Annotated in this window: 23 protein-coding genes, 1 other RNA gene and 1 other annotated feature; of the genes, 3 read left to right on the top strand and 21 right to left on the bottom strand. The window is 38.5% G+C overall.

Annotation, left to right across the window (positions count from 1 at the left end; translation table 11 throughout):
* Positions 1-8: 8 nt before the first annotated feature.
* The 3 genes from hpaB to recD2 all read right to left on the bottom strand — a co-directional run bounded on the left by hpaB (position 9) and on the right by recD2 (position 5,767).
* Complete coding sequence (gene hpaB / locus OPF91_RS08240; protein ID WP_264988266.1) at positions 9-1,445, bottom strand: 4-hydroxyphenylacetate 3-monooxygenase, oxygenase component; 1,437 nt, start codon at positions 1,443-1,445, stop codon at positions 9-11.
* Between the two features lie 168 nt (positions 1,446-1,613).
* On the bottom strand, positions 1,614-3,299 hold the full coding sequence (locus OPF91_RS08235; protein WP_264988265.1) for a polysaccharide deacetylase family protein: 1,686 nt from the start codon (positions 3,297-3,299) through the stop codon (positions 1,614-1,616).
* Between the two features lie 71 nt (positions 3,300-3,370).
* Positions 3,371-5,767: an SF1B family DNA helicase RecD2 gene (gene recD2 / locus OPF91_RS08230; RefSeq protein ID WP_264988264.1), complete on the bottom strand. Its 2,397-nt coding sequence runs from the start codon at positions 5,765-5,767 to the stop codon at positions 3,371-3,373.
* Positions 5,768-5,926: 159 nt separating this feature from the next.
* Here recD2 and hisA point away from each other — a divergent pair, with 159 nt between their 5' ends.
* Together hisA and OPF91_RS08220 are read left to right on the top strand one after the other, a co-directional pair.
* Positions 5,927-6,682, top strand: a complete 756-nt coding sequence (hisA, locus tag OPF91_RS08225) for a phosphoribosylformimino-5-aminoimidazole carboxamide ribotide isomerase (protein WP_264988263.1) — start codon at positions 5,927-5,929, stop codon at positions 6,680-6,682.
* A gap of 111 nt (positions 6,683-6,793) precedes the next feature.
* A complete protein-coding gene (locus tag OPF91_RS08220; RefSeq protein ID WP_264988262.1) occupies positions 6,794-7,078 on the top strand; it encodes a hypothetical protein in 285 nt (94 codons plus the stop codon).
* 61 nt (positions 7,079-7,139) lie between these two features.
* Here OPF91_RS08220 and OPF91_RS08215 read toward each other — a convergent pair whose 3' ends face one another.
* Genes OPF91_RS08215 through cymR form a run of 4 tightly spaced genes read right to left on the bottom strand, consistent with a single transcriptional unit; the run spans position 7,140 to position 10,569 of the window.
* Entirely contained in the window at positions 7,140-7,802 is a 663-nt protein-coding gene (locus tag OPF91_RS08215; RefSeq protein WP_264988261.1) for a tetratricopeptide repeat protein, read from the bottom strand.
* A gap of 53 nt (positions 7,803-7,855) precedes the next feature.
* Positions 7,856-8,980: a tRNA 2-thiouridine(34) synthase MnmA gene (mnmA, locus tag OPF91_RS08210; RefSeq protein ID WP_264988260.1), complete on the bottom strand. Its 1,125-nt coding sequence runs from the start codon at positions 8,978-8,980 to the stop codon at positions 7,856-7,858.
* A 16-nt stretch (positions 8,981-8,996) separates the two neighbouring features.
* Positions 8,997-10,142 (bottom strand): cysteine desulfurase family protein, encoded by a 1,146-nt coding sequence (locus OPF91_RS08205; protein ID WP_264988259.1) that lies wholly within the window; start codon positions 10,140-10,142, stop codon positions 8,997-8,999.
* A 7-nt stretch (positions 10,143-10,149) separates the two neighbouring features.
* The gene (cymR, locus tag OPF91_RS08200) at positions 10,150-10,569 is read right to left on the bottom strand and encodes a cysteine metabolism transcriptional regulator CymR (RefSeq protein WP_264988258.1); all 420 of its coding nucleotides are present in this window, start codon (positions 10,567-10,569) and stop codon (positions 10,150-10,152) included.
* Positions 10,570-10,697: 128 nt separating this feature from the next.
* Here cymR and OPF91_RS08195 point away from each other — a divergent pair, with 128 nt between their 5' ends.
* Positions 10,698-11,981 (top strand): replication-associated recombination protein A, encoded by a 1,284-nt coding sequence (locus OPF91_RS08195; protein ID WP_264988257.1) that lies wholly within the window; start codon positions 10,698-10,700, stop codon positions 11,979-11,981.
* Positions 11,982-12,045: 64 nt separating this feature from the next.
* Here OPF91_RS08195 and OPF91_RS08190 read toward each other — a convergent pair whose 3' ends face one another.
* From OPF91_RS08190 to hisS, 14 genes are all read right to left on the bottom strand, one after another.
* The gene (locus tag OPF91_RS08190) at positions 12,046-12,690 is read right to left on the bottom strand and encodes a hypothetical protein (protein ID WP_264988256.1); all 645 of its coding nucleotides are present in this window, start codon (positions 12,688-12,690) and stop codon (positions 12,046-12,048) included.
* A 138-nt stretch (positions 12,691-12,828) separates the two neighbouring features.
* Positions 12,829-13,590 carry a tRNA threonylcarbamoyladenosine dehydratase gene (locus OPF91_RS08185; protein ID WP_264988255.1) on the bottom strand — a complete coding sequence of 254 codons (762 nt, stop codon included), beginning with the start codon at positions 13,588-13,590 and terminating at the stop codon, positions 12,829-12,831.
* Positions 13,591-13,748: 158 nt separating this feature from the next.
* Positions 13,749-14,711 (bottom strand): N-acetylglucosamine kinase, encoded by a 963-nt coding sequence (locus OPF91_RS08180; protein ID WP_264988254.1) that lies wholly within the window; start codon positions 14,709-14,711, stop codon positions 13,749-13,751.
* A gap of 63 nt (positions 14,712-14,774) precedes the next feature.
* Positions 14,775-15,857 (bottom strand): DUF871 domain-containing protein, encoded by a 1,083-nt coding sequence (locus OPF91_RS08175; protein WP_264988253.1) that lies wholly within the window; start codon positions 15,855-15,857, stop codon positions 14,775-14,777.
* A gap of 100 nt (positions 15,858-15,957) precedes the next feature.
* Entirely contained in the window at positions 15,958-17,241 is a 1,284-nt protein-coding gene (locus OPF91_RS08170; RefSeq protein ID WP_373877040.1) for a PTS sugar transporter subunit IIC, read from the bottom strand.
* A 41-nt stretch (positions 17,242-17,282) separates the two neighbouring features.
* Positions 17,283-17,603 carry a PTS sugar transporter subunit IIA gene (locus OPF91_RS08165; RefSeq protein WP_264988251.1) on the bottom strand — a complete coding sequence of 107 codons (321 nt, stop codon included), beginning with the start codon at positions 17,601-17,603 and terminating at the stop codon, positions 17,283-17,285.
* A gap of 12 nt (positions 17,604-17,615) precedes the next feature.
* Positions 17,616-17,927: a PTS sugar transporter subunit IIB gene (locus tag OPF91_RS08160; RefSeq protein WP_264988250.1), complete on the bottom strand. Its 312-nt coding sequence runs from the start codon at positions 17,925-17,927 to the stop codon at positions 17,616-17,618.
* Between the two features lie 204 nt (positions 17,928-18,131).
* On the bottom strand, positions 18,132-19,307 hold the full coding sequence (locus OPF91_RS08155; RefSeq protein ID WP_264988249.1) for a GNAT family N-acetyltransferase: 1,176 nt from the start codon (positions 19,305-19,307) through the stop codon (positions 18,132-18,134).
* 15 nt (positions 19,308-19,322) lie between these two features.
* Positions 19,323-19,598 (bottom strand): HPr family phosphocarrier protein, encoded by a 276-nt coding sequence (locus OPF91_RS08150; RefSeq protein WP_264988248.1) that lies wholly within the window; start codon positions 19,596-19,598, stop codon positions 19,323-19,325.
* 16 nt (positions 19,599-19,614) lie between these two features.
* Positions 19,615-20,334 carry a sugar isomerase domain-containing protein gene (locus tag OPF91_RS08145; protein WP_264988247.1) on the bottom strand — a complete coding sequence of 240 codons (720 nt, stop codon included), beginning with the start codon at positions 20,332-20,334 and terminating at the stop codon, positions 19,615-19,617.
* A 4-nt stretch (positions 20,335-20,338) separates the two neighbouring features.
* Complete coding sequence (locus OPF91_RS08140; RefSeq protein ID WP_264988246.1) at positions 20,339-21,061, bottom strand: GntR family transcriptional regulator; 723 nt, start codon at positions 21,059-21,061, stop codon at positions 20,339-20,341.
* Between the two features lie 225 nt (positions 21,062-21,286).
* Positions 21,287-21,487, bottom strand: a non-coding RNA gene (gene ssrS / locus OPF91_RS08135) — 6S RNA.
* A gap of 242 nt (positions 21,488-21,729) precedes the next feature.
* A complete protein-coding gene (gene aspS / locus OPF91_RS08130) occupies positions 21,730-23,499 on the bottom strand; it encodes an aspartate--tRNA ligase (protein WP_264988245.1) in 1,770 nt (589 codons plus the stop codon).
* 34 nt (positions 23,500-23,533) lie between these two features.
* Positions 23,534-24,799 (bottom strand): histidine--tRNA ligase, encoded by a 1,266-nt coding sequence (gene hisS, locus OPF91_RS08125; protein ID WP_264988244.1) that lies wholly within the window; start codon positions 24,797-24,799, stop codon positions 23,534-23,536.
* A 164-nt stretch (positions 24,800-24,963) separates the two neighbouring features.
* Positions 24,964-25,207 (bottom strand) — a binding site (T-box leader).
* Between the last annotated feature and the right edge of the window lie 48 nt (positions 25,208-25,255).

Below are 25,255 nucleotides of genomic sequence, written 5' to 3'. Positions count from 1 at the left end.
ATTGTCAATTAATCCTTTTCAGCTAAAAAATCAGCGACACGACGGACAAAACCATTTCGTTCATAGCTATGGTATAAACTAGTCGTTAAACGCACAGGATCACCGAAAAAGAAGCGTTCATATAATGTTTGTCTTGTGCCAAAGCTGCTCATTACTAAATCCCATGCTAAACGGAATTTTTGTACACGCTCCTTCCCTTCGTCTTGAAAGGATTGTAGATAATGTACCAAATCTCCATTATCTGCAACAAATGCTTTTTCACTTGGAATCGACATTAACCCACTCGCACCAAGCAACTGAATGATGTCTGTAAAAAGAGGATATACTTTTGGAAAAACTTGAATGGCTACAAGTAATGTTGGATGATGTGGTCGTAAATAGCCAAATGTGTCCCTTGTCGCCTCTAGCTCAGATTTTAACAATAACGCCTTCATCGTTTCCAATGCCACAATGATATCTGCAATTTTTTGATGGACATGCTGGTAATCGCCAATATGAATAGTATCCACAATAGATTGCGCCACGCCTAAAATAAATTCCGTTTTCACAATTTGACGAGACAACACTTGATGGAGTGTATATGCCTGAAAACCACTAATATTCATAAAACGATTAGCGACATCTACATTTTCATAATAAAATACACGCTCCCACGGCACTATGACATCATCAAAAACAACAATGGCATCCATTTCCTCAAAGCGACTGCTCAATGGATAATCGAATGTGGAAGCACCACCTATAAAAGACTCTCTACAATAAAATGTTAGGCCTGCTGTATTGCTTGGGATAGAGAACCCAAAGCTTTTTTCTCGGTCAAAGCCGTTTGTAGATAGCACTAACAGCTCATCCGTCATACCACCTTGTGTAGCCAATAAACGTGCGCCTTTAATGACAAGCCCCTGACTGGTTTTCCCTACAATTTTCGCTGCAATCGTTACCTCATCATCCTCTGCATAAAACTGCTTGCGATTCACTTGTGGCTCAATAAACGTATGGGTCATGGTCAAATCTTGTTCACGTGCCCATTCATAAAACCGTTGTAAATGCTCTGGAAAACAATTCGGCTTTCCCTTCAAATAATATGACGCTGAAGCAAGTGCCATCAATGTTGTATTCATATAATCAGGGCTTCTTCCCATAAAGCCATGTGTGCATAATGCCCATTCCCTTGCCGCCTGTCTTCTTTTTACAAGGTCCTCAACTGTCAGTACTTGGCGAAAAGACATGCCCACACGCTCCTGACTTGTCGGTGAAACATATGTCAGTATATCGATAAAATTTTCTTTATGCTGCTGATCAAAAAGCTTTGCCTGACTACGCATGACGCCTTGAAATACAGGATGCTCTGACACTTTCCCTTCAATCCTGACGCCATCCATCATAATACATGATTGAAGTGTATCAATACGTTCAAGATATTGCTTACCTGTGCTTATCGGCATACCTTCACTCCTAATTTCATCTTTATTCAAAGTATATGAGCAAATGTATGTTTATGGCACTTACCACAAAAGGATATACTATTTGAAAATTTACAAAATTTTACTTATCAACAATAAAAAGCACATCCCTCTCAAAGAATAAAAATTTGATGGGATGTGCTTCCTTATTTATTGTGCATATGGTGCAACCATCTTTTGGAATTGTGCAAAAGATGTTTTTTGATCACTGTATAGACGCTTAATTTGATACACGTCATCATATGGGTTGTTGTAGCCTGGTTTCGTTGAAAAAGCCATTGTAAAACCAGCCTCTTTGACCGCATAGATTGTATTTGAATTGTATTGACCAAACGGATAGGCAAAGGCTTTCGCATCCGGAATAATTCCTAAACTATTTTTTAAATCCTGTACCACTTCTCGATATGGAAGAAGCACCATTTTCCCTACATTTCCAACTAATTCGTGCAAATTATACGTGTGTGAACCATAAGAAAAAACATCATGCATTGCCTCGATATCTAATAAAGACAATGGCTGTAAATCATTAGGGTCAAATGGTCTAAGATTTGGTGATTGTTCATTGCGATACGTAATTAAAAACTGTGTTGCTGTAAAGCCATTATTTTTGAGAATTGGATACGCATATTCATGTGTTGATAATAAACCATCATCGAAAGTTAACACAATCGAATAGGCAGGCAATGTAATTTCATTACGCATAAAACGAAGCAGCTCATCTGTACTTACTGTTTCATAATTTTTACTCTTTAAATATTGCATTTCCTGTGCAAATTGAACATTGGTTACTGTCGTGCTAGCATTTTTAAAACGTCCAAGTTCATGTGGCTGTAATATATGATGGTACATTAATACAGGAACACCACGGTCAATCGCCACTTTTGAACTATGGATATAACCCTCACGTCCCCCAATTACCGTTACATACCAAACGCCTTCTTTTCTTAAAATCGGATAACGGCGATTTGTATCTAGCTTTGCAAATGGCTGTAACGTCCCTGCTGTACGATCATATACTTCGCTATTGACAGATGTCGGAATGAAATATTGATTTTTCACTGCTTGATCCTTGCCACTATTACGGTAAATTGGATCACTAATCAATTGCACTTTCGATTTTTCTGCATATACAAATGTTTGTCCCCAGCGTACTTGTATAAATGTGTCATCGGTTGTATCCACTACCTCTAATTGCTGCCCTTTTAGTAAAGTTGCAATAACCATTGGTGATTCACGGCGGAAATCATATAACTCCACATTTTCAAGTGCTTCCATATAGCCATCTAGCTTACTTGGTGGTAAAGGGGCTGGCTTTGGTGTATTTGTAGTAGGTGGAACGGTTATTTTTCCAGCTTCCGCTACGACTGCATTACTATGTACATAACCTAAACGTCCATTGACAGCAATTCCATACCAGCTTCCCATTTTATTGTAGATAGGAAAACGTACGCCTTCAGACAATGTGGCAAATTGTACAAGTTGCTTCCCTGTATTATCATAAACAGGTGCATTGATAGAGGCGACGATATAATCTTTTATTTTCACTGCTGTAGGAATCATATTTTTATATGTTTTTTGAGATACGGTCTTTGTATAACGTTTGTCAACATAGCCATAATGACCGCCCCAGCGAATTTGCCACCAGTTCGTGCCGTAATCCTTTGTCACTTCAAAAGTTTGCCCTATTGATAACGAGCCGACTTGCACCAATGCACCTGAGCGATTATCATAAACAGCAGCTTCCTCTTTTATTTCAATAATGGTATTGTTGGCGTATGCTTTTCCTGCAATGGGTAGTAGCACCATTAGCAGTAGCAATACTACGATTTTCTTCACTTTTTCTCATCTCCTAGTATATTTTTCAAGCTCACTCTTTTGAGGAAGTTAATGGTAAAGGTTTCTTAAGATTAAAAATCATAGGGTGAAATATTCTCCATGCCGATCATCGGATGAATATGTGGTGCTGTTTCTACTGTTAATTTGAGGGCAAGGACAGGACTATCTTGCACCACTAATTCCACATCCTCCTGTATATCCATTGGGTTTAACCTTGCACACAGAGAAGTAAAACGTTGTAAATCATCTGTACGCTGTAAACCATCCACCAGTACATCGGATTCTCCACATAAAATTAAGAAGTTTTTCGCCCTCGTAATGCCCGTATATAATAAATTCCGACGTAGCATTTTGGAATAACCACGCACAACAGGCATAATGACTGTTTGAAATTCTGAGCCTTGCGATTTATGAATGGAACAGCAATACGCTAATGTTAGCTGATTGAGATCGCTACGCTGATAGGTCACTTCAATCCCATCAAATGACACAACGAGCAAATCTTGTTTCTCAATCGTTTCCTTCGCTTTAATAATGCTAATAACCTCACCCATATCACCATTGAACACATTGCTCTCTGGCTGGTTCACAAGCTGTAGCACTTTATCCTTTATGCGATAGGTTACATCACCGAAAACAAGCTCCTTACGTGTTCCTGTATCATTTGGATTGACGAGTTCTTGAATCATTTTGTTGAGATTATCAATTCCAGCAGGCCCTTTATACATTGGCGCTAATACTTGAATATTGCGTATTTCCTGCCCTTTTGCCACAGCACTTTTCACAACTTGCGTCACAACACTGGCAACCTGATCTGAGGCAGCCTTAATAAAGGAACGGTCAGATGTTTTCACTGTGACATCTTGTGGAATCGTCCCTCGTTTAATTTGATGGGCTAGTTCAATAATGGTAGATCCTTCTGCTTGTCGATACACATCGATTAATTCAACTGTCGGAATTTGCTTGGAAGCGAGTAGATCCTTTAATACTTGTCCTGGGCCTACTGGTGGTAATTGGTCCTGATCCCCTACAAAAACTACTTGCACATCCTCATGCAATGATTTTAATAATTGATGGGCAAGCCAAGTATCCACCATGGACATTTCATCCACAATAATGAGCTTCCCTGTTACTTCTCGTTCAGTTTCCTCCTCTTTCTCCTGCCCTGTAAAGCCGAGTAAACGGTGAATCGTCATAGCTGGCAGTTCAGTGGATTCTGCCAAACGTTTAGCAGCACGCCCTGTTGGTGCACATAAAATAATAGGGAATGGCTCCTCTTTTTGTGCATATTCTTTTGGGTTTAATGATAAGCCATGTAATTTTGCATATACTTCTACTATGCCACGTACGACCGTTGTTTTCCCTGTACCTGGACCACCTGTTAAAATCATCACAGCTGAATTCAATGCTTGCTCAATAGCATTCGCTTGTGTTTCTGCATAGGTAACATGTAGGAATTCCTCCGTCTCACCTATTGCTTTACGAATTTCATCCTTACTAAAGTGGGATGCTTGCTGGTTGCGTGCAATTAAGCCAATGATTTTTGAAGCAATACCAATTTCAGAAAAATACAAGGATGGTAGATAAAGTCTTGTTTCCTCACCACAAATTTTACTGTCCTCACGCATTTCAATACACGCTTTGGAGATAACTTCATATGGGATTTCCTCACGCTGACTTTGCTCAAGCATGTCTTTCACAGCTGGTAACACATGCTCTGCATCTAAATACACATGCCCATCTGATAAAGCAGCTGTATTTAGAATATGTAAAATAGCGGCCTTAATACGGTCTGGATGGTTGCCGGTAATACCTAATTTAGCCCCTAGCTCATCTGCCCGAAAGAATCCAACACCTTCCACATCTTCAATAAGACGATAGGGATTCTCCCTTAATAATTCGATTGCTTCCGTCCGATATGTTTGATAAATTTTCATTCCAAGCTGTGGACCAAATCCCCATTCATTCAATTGAATCATGACACGCTCTAACCCTAAATTTTGTTCAATTGTTCGACGAATAACTTCTTTTTTTTCAGCGGATAGACGTGGGACAACATCCAATGCTTGTGGGTCTTCTAAAATTAGACGTATCGTATTAGCTCCAAGTTTCTCGACAATTGTTTCTGCTGTTTTTTTACCAATCCCAACAAATAAATCACTTGATAAATAGTGAACAATGCCTTGCTCTGTAGCAGGCACTTCCTTTTCAAATGTCTCTATTTGAAACTGTACACCATATTTCGGATGCTGCTTTACTATACCTGTAAAGCGATAGGTTTCATCCATTTGTAATGGTGGAAAATAGCCTACAACAATAATTTCTTTATCGGAATAGTCGATATTGGTTTCTTGAATTTTTACACGAACAATCGAGTACATATTTTGTGCATTATGAAAAATAGAGACAATAGGGCGACCGAGTATGAAATATGGGTTAAGCTCAAATAAATTTGGATGTTCTGTCATTGCGGCACACCTCTTTCACCAACTACTTCAATTTTTATATTTTATCATAAATAGCCAAGAAAAATCGTTTGAAACGATATTTACCAAATTTTTTAACATTCTGCTAACATACCATGCTAAAATGAAGACAATTTAGATAAACAGAAGGGTTGGATATAGTTGCAATTTAGACCTTGTATTGATGTACATGATGGAAAAGTAAAACAGATTGTTGGTAGTACATTAGGACATGATGATCAAGAAATAGTGGAAAATTTTATCTCTACGCATGATGCTAGCTATTATGCAGCACTTTTTGCCAAAGACAAGCTGACAGGTGGACATGTCATTATGCTAGGGCAAGGTAATGAAGAAGCAGCTCTCTCTGCCTTAGCCACTTATCCACAAGGCTTACAAATTGGTGGAGGAATTACAGCAGACAATGCACAGCAATATATTGAGGCAGGTGCAACACATGTCATTGTCACGTCTTTTATTTTTTATGATGGACAATTAGATATCGCACGATTAGAAGCGCTTGTGCAAGCAGTTGGCAAGGAGCATCTTGTCATCGATTTAAGCTGTCGTATGCGAGATGGCAAATGGTTTGTTGTCACAGATAAATGGACAAAATTTAGTGATTTTGAGGTCAATGCCGATTCGATTGCTTATATCGAGCAATTTTGTGATGAGTTATTAATTCATGCGGTGGATGTAGAAGGAAAACGAAGTGGTATGCAAGAGGCGCTTGTGCGTGATTTAACAGCTTGGACATCTATTCCAACAACATATGCTGGTGGTGTTCGCTCATTAGCTGATTTAGAGAGATTTAAAGAGCTATCGAATGGCAAACTACATGTCACAATCGGTAGTGCCTTATCTATATTTGGTGGGGATTTATCGTATGATGAAGTTGTCTATTATTGCAAAAAGTAGGCTCTTATCCACAGTGTGGCAATGACCTTGCTGATAGTTGTAGTCGTGTGTATTTGAATTGAACTTTATGCAATGAATAACGTAAAAAATGAAATGACAGGAGGTATTATCTTGAAGCAATATAAAGAATTTCATCCAATCATTTTAACCTTAGCTTTATTCTTCGTTGCATTAGTCATTTTCTTTGTGGTTCGTTTCCCAAATATTAATTTATGGATGCTCATTTTCTTATATGCTTTTATAGATATTGGGTTTATTGTGGCATTCATTTTAGGGGTTAAATCTAAAAACCGTACTGTAAAAGTGGTCAGTATCTTTTCAAATATTGCCTGTATGATACCAACATCCATTTGGTTATTTCTATTATTATTAGCCAATGGTATTTCTGAATCCTAGAAAACGAAAAGGAAGGAAGCCTGTTGTTAGAGCTTTCTTCCTTTTTGATTGATTAGAGTCTTTAGTTAAAACGTTGGGCAATCATATCATAAATATAACGAGCTTGGTCATATTCAGGTTGAAGTGTAAAGGCTTGCTTCAAATGATACATTGCATCCTCTGTTTGTTCTGTTGATACAGCATATAATACGCCTAAATTATAATGAGCATCAGCATTATTCCAGTCTTGCTCAATTAAATAATTCAACTGCTGTTTGCCTTCATCAAACATTTCTAATGCACAAAGTACAATGGCATAAGCAAGACGACTTTGTACATCTTCTGGTGCTAGTTCAGTTGCACGCTGTAGATATGGTAAGGCTAGTTTTGGTTGTTCAAGACGTTCCAAGCATTTGCCCATCATATAGTAAACATCTGCTCCTTCAATTTGATACTGCAAGGCTTTTTCATATAATTTGATTGCCTCTGCATAACGCTCCAAATTGAAATATAAATTGGCTAAGCCATAATAAGCTGTTGCGGCTGTTTCATCTACTGTAATTGCCTTTTGAAAGAAGCGTTCTGCACGTTCTGTATCGTCTAAAACAGCTAACAAATTGCCAAAATTCACATAGCCAATGGCCTTTTCTGGCTCCGCCTCAATCGCTTGTGTAAACAACTGTGCTGCATCCTCATATCGCTTGTCTTGTAAGGCTTCAATGCCTAGTATATTAAAATCTTTCATTTTATTCACCTATACATAACACAAAGACCACCTTATCAGTAGTCTTTGCATCATTATCCTACATATGTTAATTTTTCAGTGCTTTTAAATACTTCATCAATTGTACCGCCACCTAAACACTCTTCCCCATCATATAATACAACAGCTTGTCCTGGTGTAATCGCACGTACTGGCTCTGCAAATACTATATGTGTTCGTCCATCAGCTAATATTTCGACTTCAACAGGTGTGTCTGTTTGACGATAACGGAATTTCGCTGTACAAGAAAATTTCCCAGGTAATTTTTTTGTTGACGTGTAATTCATTTTCACAGCTGTTAATGATGTTGAATACAAATAATCATTATCAAAACCTTGTCCAACTAATAACACATTGCGTGTTAAATCTTTACCCAATACAAACCATGGTTCCCCATCGCCACCGATTCCTAAACCATGACGTTGTCCAAGTGTGTAATACATCAAGCCATCATGCTGTCCCATCACTGTGCCGTCCATCGTTTCCATTTTACCAGGTTGAGCAGGTAAATATTGACTTAAAAATTCCTTAAAATTACGCTCACCAATAAAGCAAATACCTGTAGAATCTTTCTTTTTAGCTGTTGCTAAACCTGCTTCTTCTGCAATTTTTCGTACTTCCTTCTTCTCAATATCACCAATCGGGAACATAACATGTGCTAATTGCTCCTGTGATAATTGATTTAAGAAATAGGTTTGGTCTTTATTATCATCTATACCACGTAGCATTTTCACTTCGCCATCTGCACTACGATCAATACGTGCATAATGACCTGTCGCTAAATAATCTGCTCCAAGATTTAATGCGTGCTCTAAAAAGGCTTTAAATTTAATTTCCTTATTGCACATCACATCAGGGTTTGGTGTACGTCCTGCCTTATATTCCTCTAAAAAGTAAGTAAATACCTTATCCCAATATTGCTTTTCAAAATTGACAGCATAATATGGGATGCCGATTTGATTACATACTTTAATCACATCATCATAATCCTCTGTTGCTGTACAAACACCATTTTCGTCTGTATCATCCCAGTTTTTCATAAAGATTCCGATGACTTCATACCCTTGCTGTTTCAATAAGTACGCAGCCACCGAAGAATCTACCCCACCTGACATACCGACAACGACACGGATTTGTGAGGGGTCACGTGTTTCTTTCATGAATTGGTCACCTTCTCTATTTTTTTGCTAGTCTTTTAACAATCATCGCTGTTTTTTCAGCAGCCTGTTGTACATCTGCCTCTGTCAGCCCTTGACCAAAGCTAAAGCGAATGGAATTACGTAGTTCCTCTGCTCCTTGACCGTACATTGCTACTAATACATGAGATGGGTCAATAGAACCTGCTGTACATGCTGAACCACTTGATGCACAAATACCTGCCATATCAAGGTTCACTAAAAATGATTCTACCTCCATACCTGCAAAGCTAATGTTCAGGACATGTGGCAACGTTTGTGTCCATTCACCATTTACATGAAACGTAAGCTCCTGTTGTGTAAACGTATCTAGCATCAGTTGTTTAAAGTGATTGTATACTGTTCGTTTTTCTTCACGCAACTCATTTGCTTGCAAAACAGCTGTCGCAAACCCGATAATAGCAGGAATATTTTCTGTCCCTGCTCGACGTTTTTTCTCCTGTGCCCCGCCCAGTGCGTAGCTAGCAAGTGGTGTACCTGCTTTTTGGTAAAGGAACCCTACACCTTTTGGCCCATTTATTTTATGAGCAGATACGCTAAGTAAGTCTACCTGTAAATCGGCGACCTGTAAACTTTCCAAGCCATATGCCTGTACCGCATCTGTATGGAATGTAGCAGGATGTTCTTTCAACAACGCACCAATTTCTGCAATAGGTTGGATTGTACCGACCTCATTATTGCCATACATAATTGTCACAAGAATGGTATCTTCTCGTAATGCTTGTTGTACTGTGCTGGCAGATACATAGCCGTTATGATCCACAGGTAAATAAGTGACCTCAAAGCCATCACGTTCAAGCTTTTCACATGTATGCAACACCGCATGATGCTCAATCTTCGTTGTAATAATATGCTTGCCTTCATGTGCTCGTGCATAGGCAGTCCCTAAAATAGCTGTATTATCAGCCTCTGTTCCACCACTTGTCAAAATAATTTCATTTGCTCTTGCACCAATCGATTGCGCCAATTGTTCACGTGCTTCATCTAAATATTTACGTGCCACTCGTCCTGCTTGATGAATGCTTGAGGCATTGCCATAAACATTGTGCATTGCCTCTGTCATTACTTCCATTACTTTTGGATGCATTGGCGATGTCGCTGCATGATCTAAATAAATCATCTGCATACCCCTTTTAAATATAGAACATATAGCCCTCTACGACTGTTTCTTCCGTATATTGAGCTAAATCTTCAATTGTTGTCGTATCTAATACGTTTTTTACAGCATCACGAATACGTAGCCAAAGCTCTCGCTGTGGTGCTTCTTCATTTTCAATACCTTCTACAGGCTGAATCGGTCCCTCTAACACACTAATGACATGAGCAGCGGAAATTTCACTTGGTGGGTTCGCTAACATATAGCCACCATATGCACCACGCACACTTTTTACTAAGCCTGAATTACGTAACGGTGATACCAATTGCTCTAAATATGCCTCTGAAAGGTCTTTCTCTGCTGCAATTTTACGAAGCGGAATAGGTCCTTCTCCATAATGTTTTGCTAATTCAATCATAATTGTAAGCCCATAACGGCCTTTAGTTGAAATTTTCATTTTATCCACCTCGAATAGTCTAGTCAAAATACTATTATTCAGTATATCATAATTCCCTGTTGCATAACTCGGAAATACACCTAACACATTATGATATACTAGAACGAATAAAAAAAGGGGGAATTTTTTTGCATAATGAACCACTTGCTTATCGTATGCGCCCTTTAACCCTTGATGAAGTTGTGGGACATCAAGAATTTATTGGGCAAGATACAGCATTATTTAAAATGATTTCAAATGGACATGTCCCTTCCATGCTGCTATATGGTGCACCAGGTGTTGGCAAAACATCCATCGCTAATGCCATTGCGGGTAGCTCAAAACTCCCTTTTTTTGCATTAAATGCGACAAGAGCAGGTAAAAAGGATGTCGAGGATATTGTACAGGAAGCGCGTATCTCAGGAAAAGTGCTACTATTTTTAGATGAAATCCATCGCTTCAATAAACTACAGCAAGATACCTTATTACCACATGTTGAAAATGGTTCTATCGTGTTGATTGGAGCAACAACAGAAAATCCGTATCATGATGTGAACCCTGCCATTCGTTCACGCTGTGGGGAAATTTATCAGCTTCAACATTTAACAGTCGATAATATTTTAATGCTGTTACAAAAGGCATTGCTGGATACAAAACGAGGACTTGGGCAATATCATATGGTCTTAACTGAAGAACAGCTCCAAAAAATTGCCATTGCTGCAAATGGCGATGCACGTAAAGCACTCACTCTATTAGAATCGATTTATTATGCAGGGGACGAAGTGGATGGTCAAACGATTGCTTCTGATACTGTGATTGACCATTTAATTAGTCGCATTGGTGTATATGGCGATAAAAAAGGCTCTCATTTTTATAATTTATTATCCGCCTTACAAAAATCCATTCGTGGTAGTGATACAAATGCCGCTATTTATTATTTAGCCCATCTATTAGAAAATGGTGATTTAGTCGCTGTGAGTAGACGCTTATTAGTGATTGCTTATGAAGATATTGGGCTAGCAAATCCTGCTGTCGGTGCACATGTGTTAGCTGCCATACAAGCAGCCGAGCGTTTAGGGTTACCTGAAGCACGTATTCCACTGGCAAATGCCGTAATTGAGATGTGTCTAGCCTCTAAGTCTAATTCAGCCATTCTAGCTATAGATGCCGCTATTGCTCGTATTCATGCAGGTCAAACTGGCGAAATTCCCCATCATTTACGAGATGCTCATTACAGTGGAGCAGAATCTTTAGGACATGTGGGCTATCAATATCCACATAATACCCCTATTGGTACATTCGGAGGCTGGGTCAAACAGCAATACCTACCAAGCGAATTAACCAATGTAGAATTTTACAAGCCTGTTATTGCTGGCGAGGAAAAACGTTTGGCTACGATTTATGAGAAGCTCCAATCCTTTAATCAACAATAGCGAAAAAAGCAGAAAGGTTGTTTAATCAACGTTTCTGCCTTTTGCTATTTAGTATCCACTATACTCATTCAAATGATGCCGCCAGCTTGTCCAGCAATGGACCCATTTCAGTCACCGTGTCAATTTTTATATCTTGCACCAATTCATAGGCATGTCGCATCTGGTTAGCAAATTGTCGCACATTTTGCTGTACTTCCACCCGAATGGCTTTCACCGCAATGGCTTGAGCAATCGTAAACTCTCTCGATAGCTCCTCAGACTCCTCATCATTCTCCTTTTCTACAGAATAATACAATAATTTCACCGCTTCATATACTTCTCGATCCATGGACAATCTCTCTTTTAACCAGTGTAAAATTAATTGTGTATAAATCACCGCATAAATAAATGATAGATATTCATGATCTAGCGATTTTTTCGCTAAATGCCTAATGGACTCTTCCTGCATCACCAATTCAAAAAGAATAAAACGAATTGGGTAAAACATCGCATATTCATTATTAATAAATACATTCTCTCTATACAGCGCACACCAAATATCTTTCACTAATGATGTCGAGGCTTTTGTGGAAAGTGCTAGTAACGGCCATTGTTTATATGTAAGAACCTCTTGAAGAAGTGTTTGAAATAATTGCTCATCCTCTTCACTGATTAAAAGTAGAGGCTTTTCTAGGTTGGTCAAGCTGATTTCGATATCATTGATAGACACTACAAATAGCCCCCTTTTGATTGCCTTTACCATGCAAAAAATGCATAGTCTACAGTCAATAGTTCGACAAAAAACGCTAAATACCTTTTCATCGAAAAATCGCCACCTCTGTCTTACATGAGATAGCGATTTTCCCTATTATCCTTGCACTCGTGTGATCGGAATATCTTTTAAAATTGTATTTACTACCCAACTAGCAGCCACTAAGCCTGCTACAGAAGGCACAAAGGCATTAGAAGATGGTGGCATTTTGGCTTTACGAATCGTCGCATCTGGTTTTCCTACATGCTCCACTACATCTGGACGTACTACGATTGGGCTTTCATCTGAAAAGACAACGGTTATTCCTTTATGAATGCCCTCTTTACGCAATTTTGTACGAATAATTTTAGCTAGTGGATCTGTATGTGTTTTGGAAATATCCGCAATTTGAAAGCGTGTTGGATCCATTTTATTGGCAGCTCCCATGCTTGAAATAATTGGGATATCACGTTTTAAACACTCTTTCATGAGATGAATTTTATACATCACTGTATCGCTTGCATCAATGACATAATCAATACCTTGTGCAAAAAATTGCTCATATGTTTCTTCTGTATAAAACATATGCATATCAATCACTTCACATGCTGGATTAATATCGGCAATACGCTCTTTCATAACAGCCGATTTAGATTTACCTACTGTCGAAAGGTATGCTACTAATTGACGGTTGACATTTGTAATATCTACATTATCCTTATCCACTAAAATAATACGACCAACACCACTGCGTGCACAAGCCTCCGCCGCAAATGAACCAACGCCACCTACACCTAAAATAGCCACGGTTGTATTTTTTAACTTTTCAAGCCCCTCTGTACCAACAGCAAGCTCGTTACGAGAAAATTGATGTAACATTCTGATTGACACTCTCCATCTATTAAAATTTCATATATCTTTTCGCTTAATTCATAGGAAGCAAGGTAAACCTATCAACATACTACATTCTAAGCAATACAACAAAAAAAAGCAATTGAAGTCAATACCCCTCAACCGCTTCTTCCCACATATTCGATTCATCGTTTGTTAAACGTATCAACAAATTGTTGACCAATCTCCACGCTTATTTGTTGAAATGCCCCTACAACCGCACCACCAATTGGTTCGACAAGCGCTTTCATAAAATGCAGTGGTAAACCATCATCCTCTGCAAGCTGTTGTAAAGTCGGAATAAAATGTTGTTCATTGGAAAACACACCACCTGTTAAAATGACGGGTACTTGTTCATCCTCCCATGTCATTTGAGCGTAGCAGGTTTTGATTGCCTCATAATAGCTTTGACATGCTTCTTCAATAATCCTTAATGCGATAGCATCTCCCTGTTCTACAGCCTCTATTACATATTTACTCAATGGAGCAATATTTGTTCGTGGATGTTCGTCATTGTAAATACTTGAAATCAGCTGTGGGACAGTGTCTTTCGCAAAATGACGCAACACCGCTTCTGTCAATTGAGTAGCAGGTTTTCGTCCGTCATAGTTTTGGAAAACAGCTTTCAACGCCTGTACGCCTAAGTCATAGCCACTACCTGCATCATCAAAAAGATAGCCCCAGCCACCAACACGATGGAACTTTTTTTCTTGGTCATAGCCCATTGTAATAGCACCTGTCCCCGCAATTTGTATGATACCTGGCTTTCCTAAAGTACCTGCATAAAGTGCAATTAGCGCATCATTTTCTACTAAAACAGGCACTTTTTTTTGTACATATTGACGGATAATATGCTCTACAGTACTCTCAGCATGTAACTCTTTGACACCTGCCATTCCCGCAAAGCAGCTTTCAATCGCCACAAAGGCTTGGGGATTTTGCTGCAATAGATTTTGTAATAACGCATGCAACGTTGCCTCAAAGTAGGGAATATCCATTGCCGTTGGATTACTACGAGTTGTGTTTACTTTAGCATAGACATGCCCAACTTCATCACAAATGACGGCTGATGTTTTTGTTCCGCCCCCATCCATTGCTAATACATACATAGCTTACCTCCATTCAATTCAAAAGAGGACTAAGCATCGGCTTAATCCTCTTTACAAAGTACTTTATTTTGTAAACCCAAATGATGCCCATGGTTGAATTTGTTTCAATAGAAAAAGCTCTTCCTCTACAACACGTGCGACAATATTACTTGATCCAGCATTCGGCATATCCTGCAAAACAATTTGCAATTCCCCTTTATAACGAACGTCTAAATCATTATCTATCGTAACATCCCCTAATGTCAATACTTCTATATCATGCGCAGGGAAATTCTCTCCCTTGTATTTCACACGAGATTGCGTACTACGAATCACATAGTCTGATACATCGCCACGGTTGTAGTGGAATTCTTTGAATAAAATCGTTTCTTCTAATGATGACGTTTCTTTTGATGGAACAACTTTCAATTCAAGCTTATTGCGATTTAATTGCCCCAATGCACGTAATTCTTCCTCTGATGCATACATATTACCAATAATACAATCATCGATTAAGCCTGTATGCCACATATCCTTCGCTTGTACCGTAATTGGTAAATAGCGATGTTCTTCTAACGTTGGTAAACCATGCTCGGTTTGCTCCCAAGGTCCAAACTTTGCATGCTGTGACGAAATCATGGCTGCTGTTCGGATATGATTGTCTTTGAATTGTTTAGAGGCTGCTAAAAAATGTTGTCGTGAAAGACCTGTAAATCGTCTAGGGTAAAAGTTATGGCATCCAATAATGTTTTCCTTATTCGGTTGGTAAGACAAAATATTATCGACATATTTTGTGCCATTACTAATATTTAATTCTACTTTTAAATTACTTGCATCGAGTGACATAAAGGCTTCCTCATGTCCAGAGAACCCCATATCTAAACGCAATGCTGCCAAATGATAGTGTTCTTTAAAATGTGCAATATCTTTGTATGTTAGCCCTAGCTCTTGAAAAACATTAGGTGCAATGTCAGCAGAGATATCAAAACCTAACTCCTTAGCGAACGCATTAATTTGTTGTAACTTTTGACGTTCTTGATCATTATTTAAGGACATTAAACATGTAAAAATACGATCAAATCCATTCTCATGTGCCAACTGTACATAGCGTTTCATTTCCTCCAATGTACTATGTTGAGGATACAGTGAAATACCAAGTCTTCTCAATTTTAATACCTCCATATGCTAAATAATTGCCTAATTAAATAATCAAGCTATTTATAGATTCAGTGAAGGATGCTAGACCCTTCACTGAATAAGTAATCAATTATTTTGTTGCTTGTTCTTCTGCTTGTTTCGCAGCTGCGCGGTTTGCTGCAAGTAAGAATGGTGTGTAAATGAGAATCGATACAACAATTAACACAACACTTAATGCCGCACCTGTCCATGATTGTGTTACTAACCAACCATTAATAATTGGTGGTGTTGTCCATGGTGCTGCCACTGTCGCTGCTGGTACCCATCCCCATTTTGTTGCAAAGTAAGCAATCGATACGTTCACCATTGGCGTTAAAATAAATGGCACAAATAAAATTGGGTTTAATACAATTGGTAAACCGAATAGTAACGGCTCATTGATATTGAATAAACCTGGTGCAGCAGATAATTTGCCGACTGTACTGTACTGTTTATTCTTTCTCGCTACAATAAAGATCGCAATGACTAAAGCAATTGTTGTACCTGAACCACCCATGTTAACGAATGCATCAAAGAATGGTTTGTTAATGATATATGGTGCTACTTGACCTGCATCGATTGCTTCCATGTTTTTCGCAATCGCATCTAAGTTAATTGTTTGCATGAATGGATCGATGATGTTTGCACCATGAATACCGAATGTCCATAAAAATGCTGGAATAAATGCTAAAAGAAGTCCTGCTGTCCATGTGTTTGTTAAGCCCATGAATGGCTCTTGAACTGCTGAGTAGAATGATGAAATAATATCTGGCATTTCAAAGCCTACTGAAATAACTGTACGAATTAATGCTAAAATACCGATCGTAATAATAGCTGGTAATAAAGCTGCAAACGATTTTGATACAGCTGATGGTACACCTGCTGGCATTTTGATTAGTAATCTAGGGTTTCCAGCTAAACGTGAGAACAACTCTGCTGAAATAAGCCCTAGTATAATAGCTAAGAAAATACCGCCTGTTCCCGTCGTTAAACCTGTTAAACCACCTTCACCAAACGTACCGAATGTCATATAGCCTGCAAGACCAATTGTCCCACCAGCTAATGCGTCTTTACCATAGCTTTTTGTTAGTTGATAAGCAATTACAAAAGATAATAATAGCGAGATAATACCGAATGTAGCACCCCAAACGTTACCGCCCCATTGCTTCCACGTGCCATCACTAAACATAGCATTCATAGCATTTTGATATAAATCAATTGGCAAGTTGTTCACTAAAACAGCTAGTGACCCTACAATCGTTAATGGCATAATAGAGATAAAGCCATCACGAATTGCAACTAAATGGCGTTGGTTCCCGACTCTAGCGGCAACTGGTACAAATTTTTCTTCTAAAAAACGAAACATTCCATACACTCCCTTGTTTTATTAGTTTATAATGACATCAAATTTTGATGTTATTCCCCTTTGATTTGTCCATATAGCTCAATCACTTCTTGTGCTAAATCTTTAAATGTAATAGCATTCATTAAATGATCTTGCGCATGAATGAGTAACATAGAAACTTCTACTTTTTCCCCTCTTGCTTCCTGTGTAAGCAAATTCGTTTGTGAATGATGCGCCTCAATCAACGCTTCATTGGCAAGTTTGATTTTTTCCTTTGCCGCATCAATTTGTCCCGTCTTTGCTAATTGTATTGCTTCCATACACTCACTTTTCGTATTCCCACTATGTATAATTAACCCCATAATGGATTCTATTAAAGCTTGCTCTTCCATTATCATTGCTCCTTACCCGATTAAATTTAATGCTTGCTTCAAAACATTTTCACCATTCATCATGCCGTAATCTGACATATTGATTACATCAATTGGAATATTTTTATCTTTGTATTTCGTCTCAAATGAGCCTTTTAAGTAGCGCACTTGTGGACCAAGTAACATAACATCCACTGATTTAGCACCTAATACTTTTTCAACTTCACTTTCTGCAATGGCATAAATATCTGCCTCTAAATTTTGTTCTTGTGCAGCCTTTTGCATTTTTGAAACTAATAAACTTGTACTCATTCCAGCAGCACATACTAACATAATATTTTTCATAACATACACTCCTTAATGTTTGACTTTCATGTGTAATCGCTTTCTTGGTATGAGAATATCACCTATTGGTCTATACCACAATACCTTTTTTCTAGATTTTCTTGTCTTTACTAGCGCTTAACAAAACTGGACTATACCAATTATTCATATAAATCAAGGTATTATCACCAACTGGTATAGTCCACAAAAAAAATTTAAAAATTTTTAAAAATATTCATAAAATACAGGCTTATTAGCTGGTAATGCTTGTTGCCATCTATCAATTATTTCCTTATCATACTGTTGTCCAGCAAACATCACAGCCTCTTTTATCGACAAATGACCAACCATCATAGCTGAAAAAAGATGGATTGGTAATGTGATGATAGATGCTGGGGCTACTGTGTTCTCTTCCATTATTTGCACATCACCATTGCCATTAATTTGATATAGCTGTTCATTCCATTCACAAAAACGATCTTCAATACGTACATATAATGGTTTTTCAACCGATTCCCATTGATAACGTTTCATAAATGCTAATACATCTACAATACGCACCATAATATCTTGCACAATTTCTCGTTTAAATTGTGGCTCTTGGAAATAAAAGCCGAAATGCTGGTGATTAGCTGTCACACCTTGAATTGTTGTGACACTTGCTGCATGGGATGTGACGTAGCGCCAAATAGCCTGCTCTGCCTCCATATCCTTCACAACGAAATCATGAACAACAAACGTTGTCCCTTGAATGGCATAACGAATATAGCCAGCTATTTGGTCGTCTTTAAAATAAGCAGCTAAATGGCTATCAGGCGCTCTGCTCTCTAAGCGATTCCACCAGACATCATCCCGCAGCATGCCACCATTCGTGCGCAATGCCTGCTCATTATGGAATTCTTTAATCGCTTGAAACAAATCAGGATCCACCCATTCAAAACTCATGCGCTTCATAACATCTATTTTTTTACCTAATATAGGAAACAATGTTTGCGGAATGGAATAATGTAATTTGTCAAAAAATAATTCCCACCCAAAATAACGATAAAAAGAAACGGAAAATGGGGCTAATACAGAAACTGTTTGCCCATTTTGACGCATTTGCCTTAACGATTCCATCATCAGCTTTTTCACAATACCCTGTTGACGATATTCTGGATAGGATGCAACAAAGCCAATGCCTCCCATTTCATAGTTCTCACCATGAATGGTCATATTTAAAGGCAACACCAATACTTGCCCTACTACCTTATTACCATCATATGCCCCTAATGTTGTACTATGCTCAACCCAGTGATGAAAATCTTTTCGACGAGCGTCCGTATATTTATTGGGAAAACAATAATCACGGAGCTGATGAATTTGTTGATAATCTTTTTCTTCTACTAATTTTATTTCCATGTATCAGTCACCTCTTCAAGCTTCACATTCTATGCCAATTTTTTTGGAAGCCATTAATTCTGTAATAGTTTGAAAAAATCGTTCTACTTCTGGTCCTACAGCAGCAATTTCAATCGTGTCACCATGTATAATATTTTGTCCTAAAACCCCTTTAATGGATTTCAAATTGACGGATTTACCATGATAAATTAAACTTGCCTCACATTCAAATGGCGTTGCAGCGACTACAAGCAATACAGCTAATTTTGCATGTACCCCTGCTGAATCTGTGATTCTATAGGTTTTCTTCAACCATACCCCTCCCATTTCACTTAAATTTAATACGATGCTGATAGTTAGCCATCATTCGTTCATTATGAGCTGAATCTCCTTGCACATTATTACTTTCAAAAATAGGCAGTTCTTCCCCTTCGCTAGCCATGTACGAAAGCACTTTACTAAATAAAACATTCAATATTGTTGCACCAATAACGGTTGAAGAAGGACCATATTGGAGATGATTGTGGCTTAATATACCGTCTCCTACTGGTACATGTGTATCCAATACAATATCAACAATGTCCTCTAAACGTTTTCCACTTGCATGATAACTTGGTTGTTGATGATAGGCAAGTGACTGAAGCGATAGGACCAATACACCTGCTTCTTTTGCAAAAAGAGCCGCATCTATTGGCGCATTATTTCTACCTGAAGTGGAAATAACGATAAAAACATCCTCCTGTTGAAAATCAAATTGTTCCTTATAACGTGCCAAAAGAGTCGCATCTTTTTCATTGTTAGATGCTATCACTGCACCCGCTTGTATTGTGAGTGGTTCAATAATAATCGGGTGAATTGGCACTAATCCACCAGCCCGATAAAATGCATCTTGCGCTAAAAGCTGTGAATGCCCACAACCAAACAAGTGAATAATGCCACCAAGCTGTAGCTTCTGTCCAATGATGATTGCCACTTCTGCTAAATATGTCTCCTCGGCTTCTTCTACCATTCGTAATAAATGTTGAATTTCTTTAAAATATGCATCCATCTAATCACCTTTGAATTTCACTAATAAATTTATAGCGGTCTGCTCGATACGTACTGCGCACAAGCTCAAATGGCACACCATCTGCTAAATAACTGGTACGCTTAATAATTAACACAGGTGCTGTATGATTAATTTGTAGAAGTTTACTATCTTCTTTTGTGACAATAGCAGCCTCCATTTGTTGAATCGCATTACCAATTTTTCGTTGGAAATGTGTTTCAATTAACGCATAAAGTGAGCCTGTGATTTTCTTTTCATCCAAGTCAGGATAAATTTTCACAGGAATATACGTTCTTTCAATAGCCATTGGTTTTGAATCAGCACTACGAATTCGCACAACAAAAAATACTTCTTCTCCATGCTCTAGCAATAAATCATTGGCGATATCCATCGGTGGGACAATTTTTTCAAAGCGTAATACTTTGCTGCTTGGCTCCATACCTCTTGCTCGCATATCTTCTGTAAAACTCGTCAATCCTTGTAATGGTTGCTCCAGCTTAGGATTTGCTACATAGGTCCCTCTACCTTTTTCACGATAAAGTAGACCTGTATTCACTAAGTTCGTGATGGATTGACGTACAGTCATACGACTCACATCAAATTGTATTGAAAGTTCTCGCTCAGAAGGAATCGTTTCACCAATTTTATATTCATTTAAATAAATACGCTGTTTAATAATTTCTTCGATTTGTATATAGATTGGTATATGAGAGTTTTTATCTAACACAGCTATTCACCATCCTCATGTTCTACTACTATCATCAGTTACCCTACAAGGAACCGTTCATTTTTGCTTTATGGTGTGAACGCTTTCATTTCAGAAGATGATAATCGGTATAGTTGTCTATACCGATTATATGCTGTTTGAGGTAAAATAAAAAGCATTTCTTTCAATTTTGCCATAAAAAAAGAAGCCTCTCCTTGAAGAGCTTCTCTTGTTTACTATGTATGGACGAATCCCGATTGTGCCGTAATGCCAAGAAATAGTTGTTTTGAACCCGCAATTTGCAGGTGGGTGTCTCATTCATTATATTAAACGTCCCGCTCCAAAGGGGGCATGTTTGCGATAATAAAATAAAGACTCCCATTTCATTAGTGTTCGGTCAAAACTGTTAAGTATAGTTAGCAGTTAGACGAAACACATCAGGATTCGTATTACCGTTATCTTACCATCATATTTCTGATAATTCAAATTATTTTTCCGTGAATGACGAAAAACACAAAAAATGCCTAGCTTTTCAACAATTTTTGTTAAAAAACTAGGCTCCATTCATATTTTATCCCACACTAACAGACTGTATGACCCCACTTCAAAATAGGGGGCGGAAATGAACTGTTTAAGTGGGAGAAGAGGAAAAGCCCCACTAATTGAAGGTTCACTTTATACTACACAGATTATCTTTTAAATGGTGTAATTGCTAAATTTAATTCACTTAACTGCTCTGGTGATACAGCACTTGGCGCATCTGTCAGTAGACAGCTTGCACTTGCTGTTTTTGGGAAGGCAATCGTATCACGAAGATTTGTGCGACCTGCTAATAACATCACAAAACGGTCAAGACCAAATGCTAATCCAGCATGTGGTGGTACACCATATTCAAATGCTTCTAATAGGAAGCCAAATTGTTCGCGCGCCTCTTCTTCTGTAAAGCCAAGTAACTTGAACATTTTTTCTTGTAGGTCACGTTCATAAATACGCAATGATCCTCCACCAAGCTCATAGCCATTTAACACGATATCATAGGCTTGTGCACGTACTGCTGAAGGGTCTGTGTCCATCAACGGGATATCTTCATCAAAAGGACGTGTGAATGGATGGTGTGCCGCATAGTAACGATTATCTTCCTCTGAGTACTCAAACAACGGCCAATCTGTAATCCATAAGAAAGCAAATTGAGAAGCATCAATCAATTCTAAGTCTTGAGCTAATTTTGTACGTAATGCACCAAGAGCAGCCGCTACAACAGAAGCTTTATCTGCTACAAACACTAAAATATCGCCTACTTCAGCGCCCATACGCTCGATTAATGCTGTAGCCAATGCCTCATCAAAGAATTTAGCGATTGGTCCATTTAAGCCTTCCTCTGTAATTTTTAGCCAAGCTAAACCTTTTGCTCCATAAATATTCACGAATTTCGTCAATTCGTCCATATCTTTACGAGAATATCGATCAGCTGCCCCTTTCACATTAATACCTTTTACTTGCTTGCCTTGTGCTACTGTATCCGCAAATACTTTGAAGCCACAGCCATCAAAAATATCATTCAATGCGACTAATTCTAAGCCAAAGCGAACATCAGGCTTATCAGAGCCATAGCGATCCATTGCTTCTTGGTATTTCATACGTTGGAATGGTGCAGGAATGTCCATACCTTTTACATCTTTCATCACCGCTTGGATTAAACGTTCATTCATCTCTAACACTTCTTCTTGTGTTAAAAAGCTTGTTTCGATATCCACTTGCGTAAATTCGGGCTGACGGTCTGCACGTAAATCCTCATCACGGAAACAACGGGCAATTTGGAAATACTTTTCAAAGCCTGCCACCATCAACAATTGTTTAAAAAGCTGTGGTGATTGTGGTAAAGCATAAAATTCCCCTTCATGGACACGAGATGGTACTAAATAGTCACGTGCTCCTTCTGGTGTAGATTTCGTTAAAATTGGTGTTTCCACCTCTAAAAAGCCTTCATTTTGTAAAAAATTACGAATTGTACGTGTGACATCTGAACGCATTTTAAATGTATCAAACATGACAGGGCGACGAAGGTCTAAATAACGGTATTTTAAACGTAAATCTTCCGAAACATCTGTACGATCTTCAATTTGGAATGGTGTTGTTTTCGCTGTATTAATTACGACTAAACTTGTCGCTGCTACTTCAATTTTCCCATTCGACATATTTGGATTAATCTGCTCTGCTGCTCGCAGTACAATTGTACCTTCTACTTCAATCACATATTCACTGCGCACTTTATCAGCTAAAGCATGTGCCTCTGCCATATCTGGGCTAAACACAACTTGTGTAATGCCTGTGCGGTCACGTAAATCAATAAATATTAAACCACCTAAGTCACGACGACGTTGTACCCAACCTTTTAATACAACCTTTTCGCCTTGTAACGCTTCTGATAATTCGTTACTAGCATGTGTTCTTGTTGCCATATCGTTTTCCTCCAAAATTCCATTCGTATTTTAATTATCGCTTCAGTAAATAATTGACCAGCTCAGAAAAGGCTACTTTTTGCTGTTCTCCTGTCACCATTTCTTTTATTGTTGCTGCTTGTTCTGCTAACTCTGTTTCACCTAAAACAATGGTATATTTAGCACCTAAACGGTCTGCTGATTTCATTTGTGCCTTCATTTTACGTGCAAGGTAATCCATCTCTGTTGCAATGCCTTTTGCACGGAATGTACTTGTTAGTTCCACCGCTTTCAATTTCGCCTCATCGTCCATCGCAATGATATAGACATCAAGCCCTGATGCTGTATCAAGCATCACACCTTCCGCCTCTACTGCTAATAACAAGCGTTCAATGCTTAGTGCAAAGCCAATCCCTGGTACATCTGGACCACCAATTTCCTGTACAAGCCCATTGTAACGACCACCACCACAAAGCGTTGTAATAGCACCAAAACCTGAAGCCGTAGACATAATTTCAAATGTTGTGTGATTATAATAATCCAACCCTCGGACAAGGTTTGGATCTACCTCATAGCTGATTCCGAGTGCTTCTAAATAGTTTTTCACTTGTGCAAAATAGGCTGCTGATTCCTCTGTTAGGAAATCTGTTAATGCTGGCGCTGTTTGCATCAATGGATGTTCACGGTCCACTTTGCAATCTAAAATGCGTAGTGGATTTTTTTGTAGGCGGTTTTGACAATCGGTACAAAATTCGTGAATATGTGGCTCAAAGTGTTGTAATAATGCTGTGCGGTGTGTATCACGTGTTTCTTTATCACCAAGTGAATTAATGACTAATTTTAAATCCTTTAAGCCAACTGTTTCGTACACATCCATCGCAAGTGCAATGACTTCTGCATCAATTGCTGGGTCTGCTGAGCCAATTGCCTCTACGCCAAATTGTACGAATTGACGGTAACGCCCCGCTTGTTGTCGTTCATAGCGGAACATTGGCCCTAAATAAGATAATTTTACAGGTTGATCTGGTGCACCAAACATTTTGTGTTCCACATAAGCACGTACAACACCTGCTGTATTTTCAGGACGTAATGTTAAAGAACGATCCCCACGATCTGTAAATGTATACATTTCTTTTTGCACAACATCTGTCGTTTCACCAACACCCCGAGCAAATAATTCAGTTTGTTCAAAAATAGGTGTACGAATTTCGTTGTAGCGATAGACACGGCAAATGTCACGAATGATGCTCTCAACCTTTTGCCATTTTTCAGATTGCCCAGGTAAAATATCTTGTGTTCCTCTTGGCACTTTAAAACTCATCCAAATACCTCCTTCGAAATTGCTTATGATTCCATTACGCTGTGATGTCATTGCGTCCAGATTTTTCGAGCTTCTTCCAAATCTGTAACATCTATTGAGACTTGTATCGTGGTTCATCAGATAGATGAAGCAAAATAAAAAAAGCCCTCGCCACCTTGCATAATGCAAGGGACGAGAGCTATTGATAGCTTCCGCGGTTCCACCCTAGTTGACACATAAAAAAACTGTGTCCTCCTCAATCTCGGATAACGGCCGACTCCGTTTTTTCCTACTAAGTTCTCACCTTTCAGAAAAAAGCCTCTCAAGTGTTGTTCGCATTGTACATTTTTGGAGGAAAGATTGCAGCCTAAGTCTTTCCCTCTCTGATCCAACAGCGGTATATGCTACTTGCTTGGTCATAAGCGGTAAATCTTTTTTTGATTATTCTTTATGTTAGTCACAACCATTCATAATGTC

The organism is Lysinibacillus piscis, assembly GCF_026012395.1.
In the GTDB taxonomy this organism is placed as follows: Bacteria; Bacillota; Bacilli; order Bacillales_A; family Planococcaceae; genus Lysinibacillus; species Lysinibacillus piscis.
Note: the sequence above shows the minus strand (reverse complement) of the source record. Positions and strands in the feature narration are given on the sequence as shown.

What these genes read in the sequence shown, in the direction of transcription:
- OPF91_RS08160 (WP_264988250.1), bottom strand. Translation starts at nt 17,927, where the DNA reads ATGAAAAATATTATGTTAGTATGTGCTGCTGGAATGAGTACAAGTTTA.
- OPF91_RS08145 (WP_264988247.1), bottom strand. Translation starts at nt 20,334, where the DNA reads ATGGATGCATATTTTAAAGAAATTCAACATTTATTACGAATGGTAGAA.
- OPF91_RS08205 (WP_264988259.1), bottom strand. Translation starts at nt 10,142, where the DNA reads ATGCAGATGATTTATTTAGATCATGCAGCGACATCGCCAATGCATCCA.
- hisS (WP_264988244.1), bottom strand. Translation starts at nt 24,799, where the DNA reads ATGAGTTTTAAAGTGCCAAGAGGAACACAAGATATTTTACCTGGGCAA.
- mnmA (WP_264988260.1), bottom strand. Translation starts at nt 8,980, where the DNA reads ATGAAAGAAACACGTGACCCCTCACAAATCCGTGTCGTTGTCGGTATG.
- OPF91_RS08155 (WP_264988249.1), bottom strand. Translation starts at nt 19,307, where the DNA reads ATGGAAATAAAATTAGTAGAAGAAAAAGATTATCAACAAATTCATCAG.
- cymR (WP_264988258.1), bottom strand. Translation starts at nt 10,569, where the DNA reads ATGAAAATTTCAACTAAAGGCCGTTATGGGCTTACAATTATGATTGAA.
- OPF91_RS08165 (WP_264988251.1), bottom strand. Translation starts at nt 17,603, where the DNA reads ATGGAAGAGCAAGCTTTAATAGAATCCATTATGGGGTTAATTATACAT.
- recD2 (WP_264988264.1), bottom strand. Translation starts at nt 5,767, where the DNA reads ATGACAGAACATCCAAATTTATTTGAGCTTAACCCATATTTCATACTC.
- OPF91_RS08215 (WP_264988261.1), bottom strand. Translation starts at nt 7,802, where the DNA reads ATGAAAGATTTTAATATACTAGGCATTGAAGCCTTACAAGACAAGCGA.
- OPF91_RS08185 (WP_264988255.1), bottom strand. Translation starts at nt 13,590, where the DNA reads ATGTTACATCAATTTTCTCGTAACGAGCTTGCTGTTGGTACAGAGGGG.
- OPF91_RS08180 (WP_264988254.1), bottom strand. Translation starts at nt 14,711, where the DNA reads ATGTATGTATTAGCAATGGATGGGGGCGGAACAAAAACATCAGCCGTC.
- aspS (WP_264988245.1), bottom strand. Translation starts at nt 23,499, where the DNA reads ATGGCAACAAGAACACATGCTAGTAACGAATTATCAGAAGCGTTACAA.
- hpaB (WP_264988266.1), bottom strand. Translation starts at nt 1,445, where the DNA reads ATGCCGATAAGCACAGGTAAGCAATATCTTGAACGTATTGATACACTT.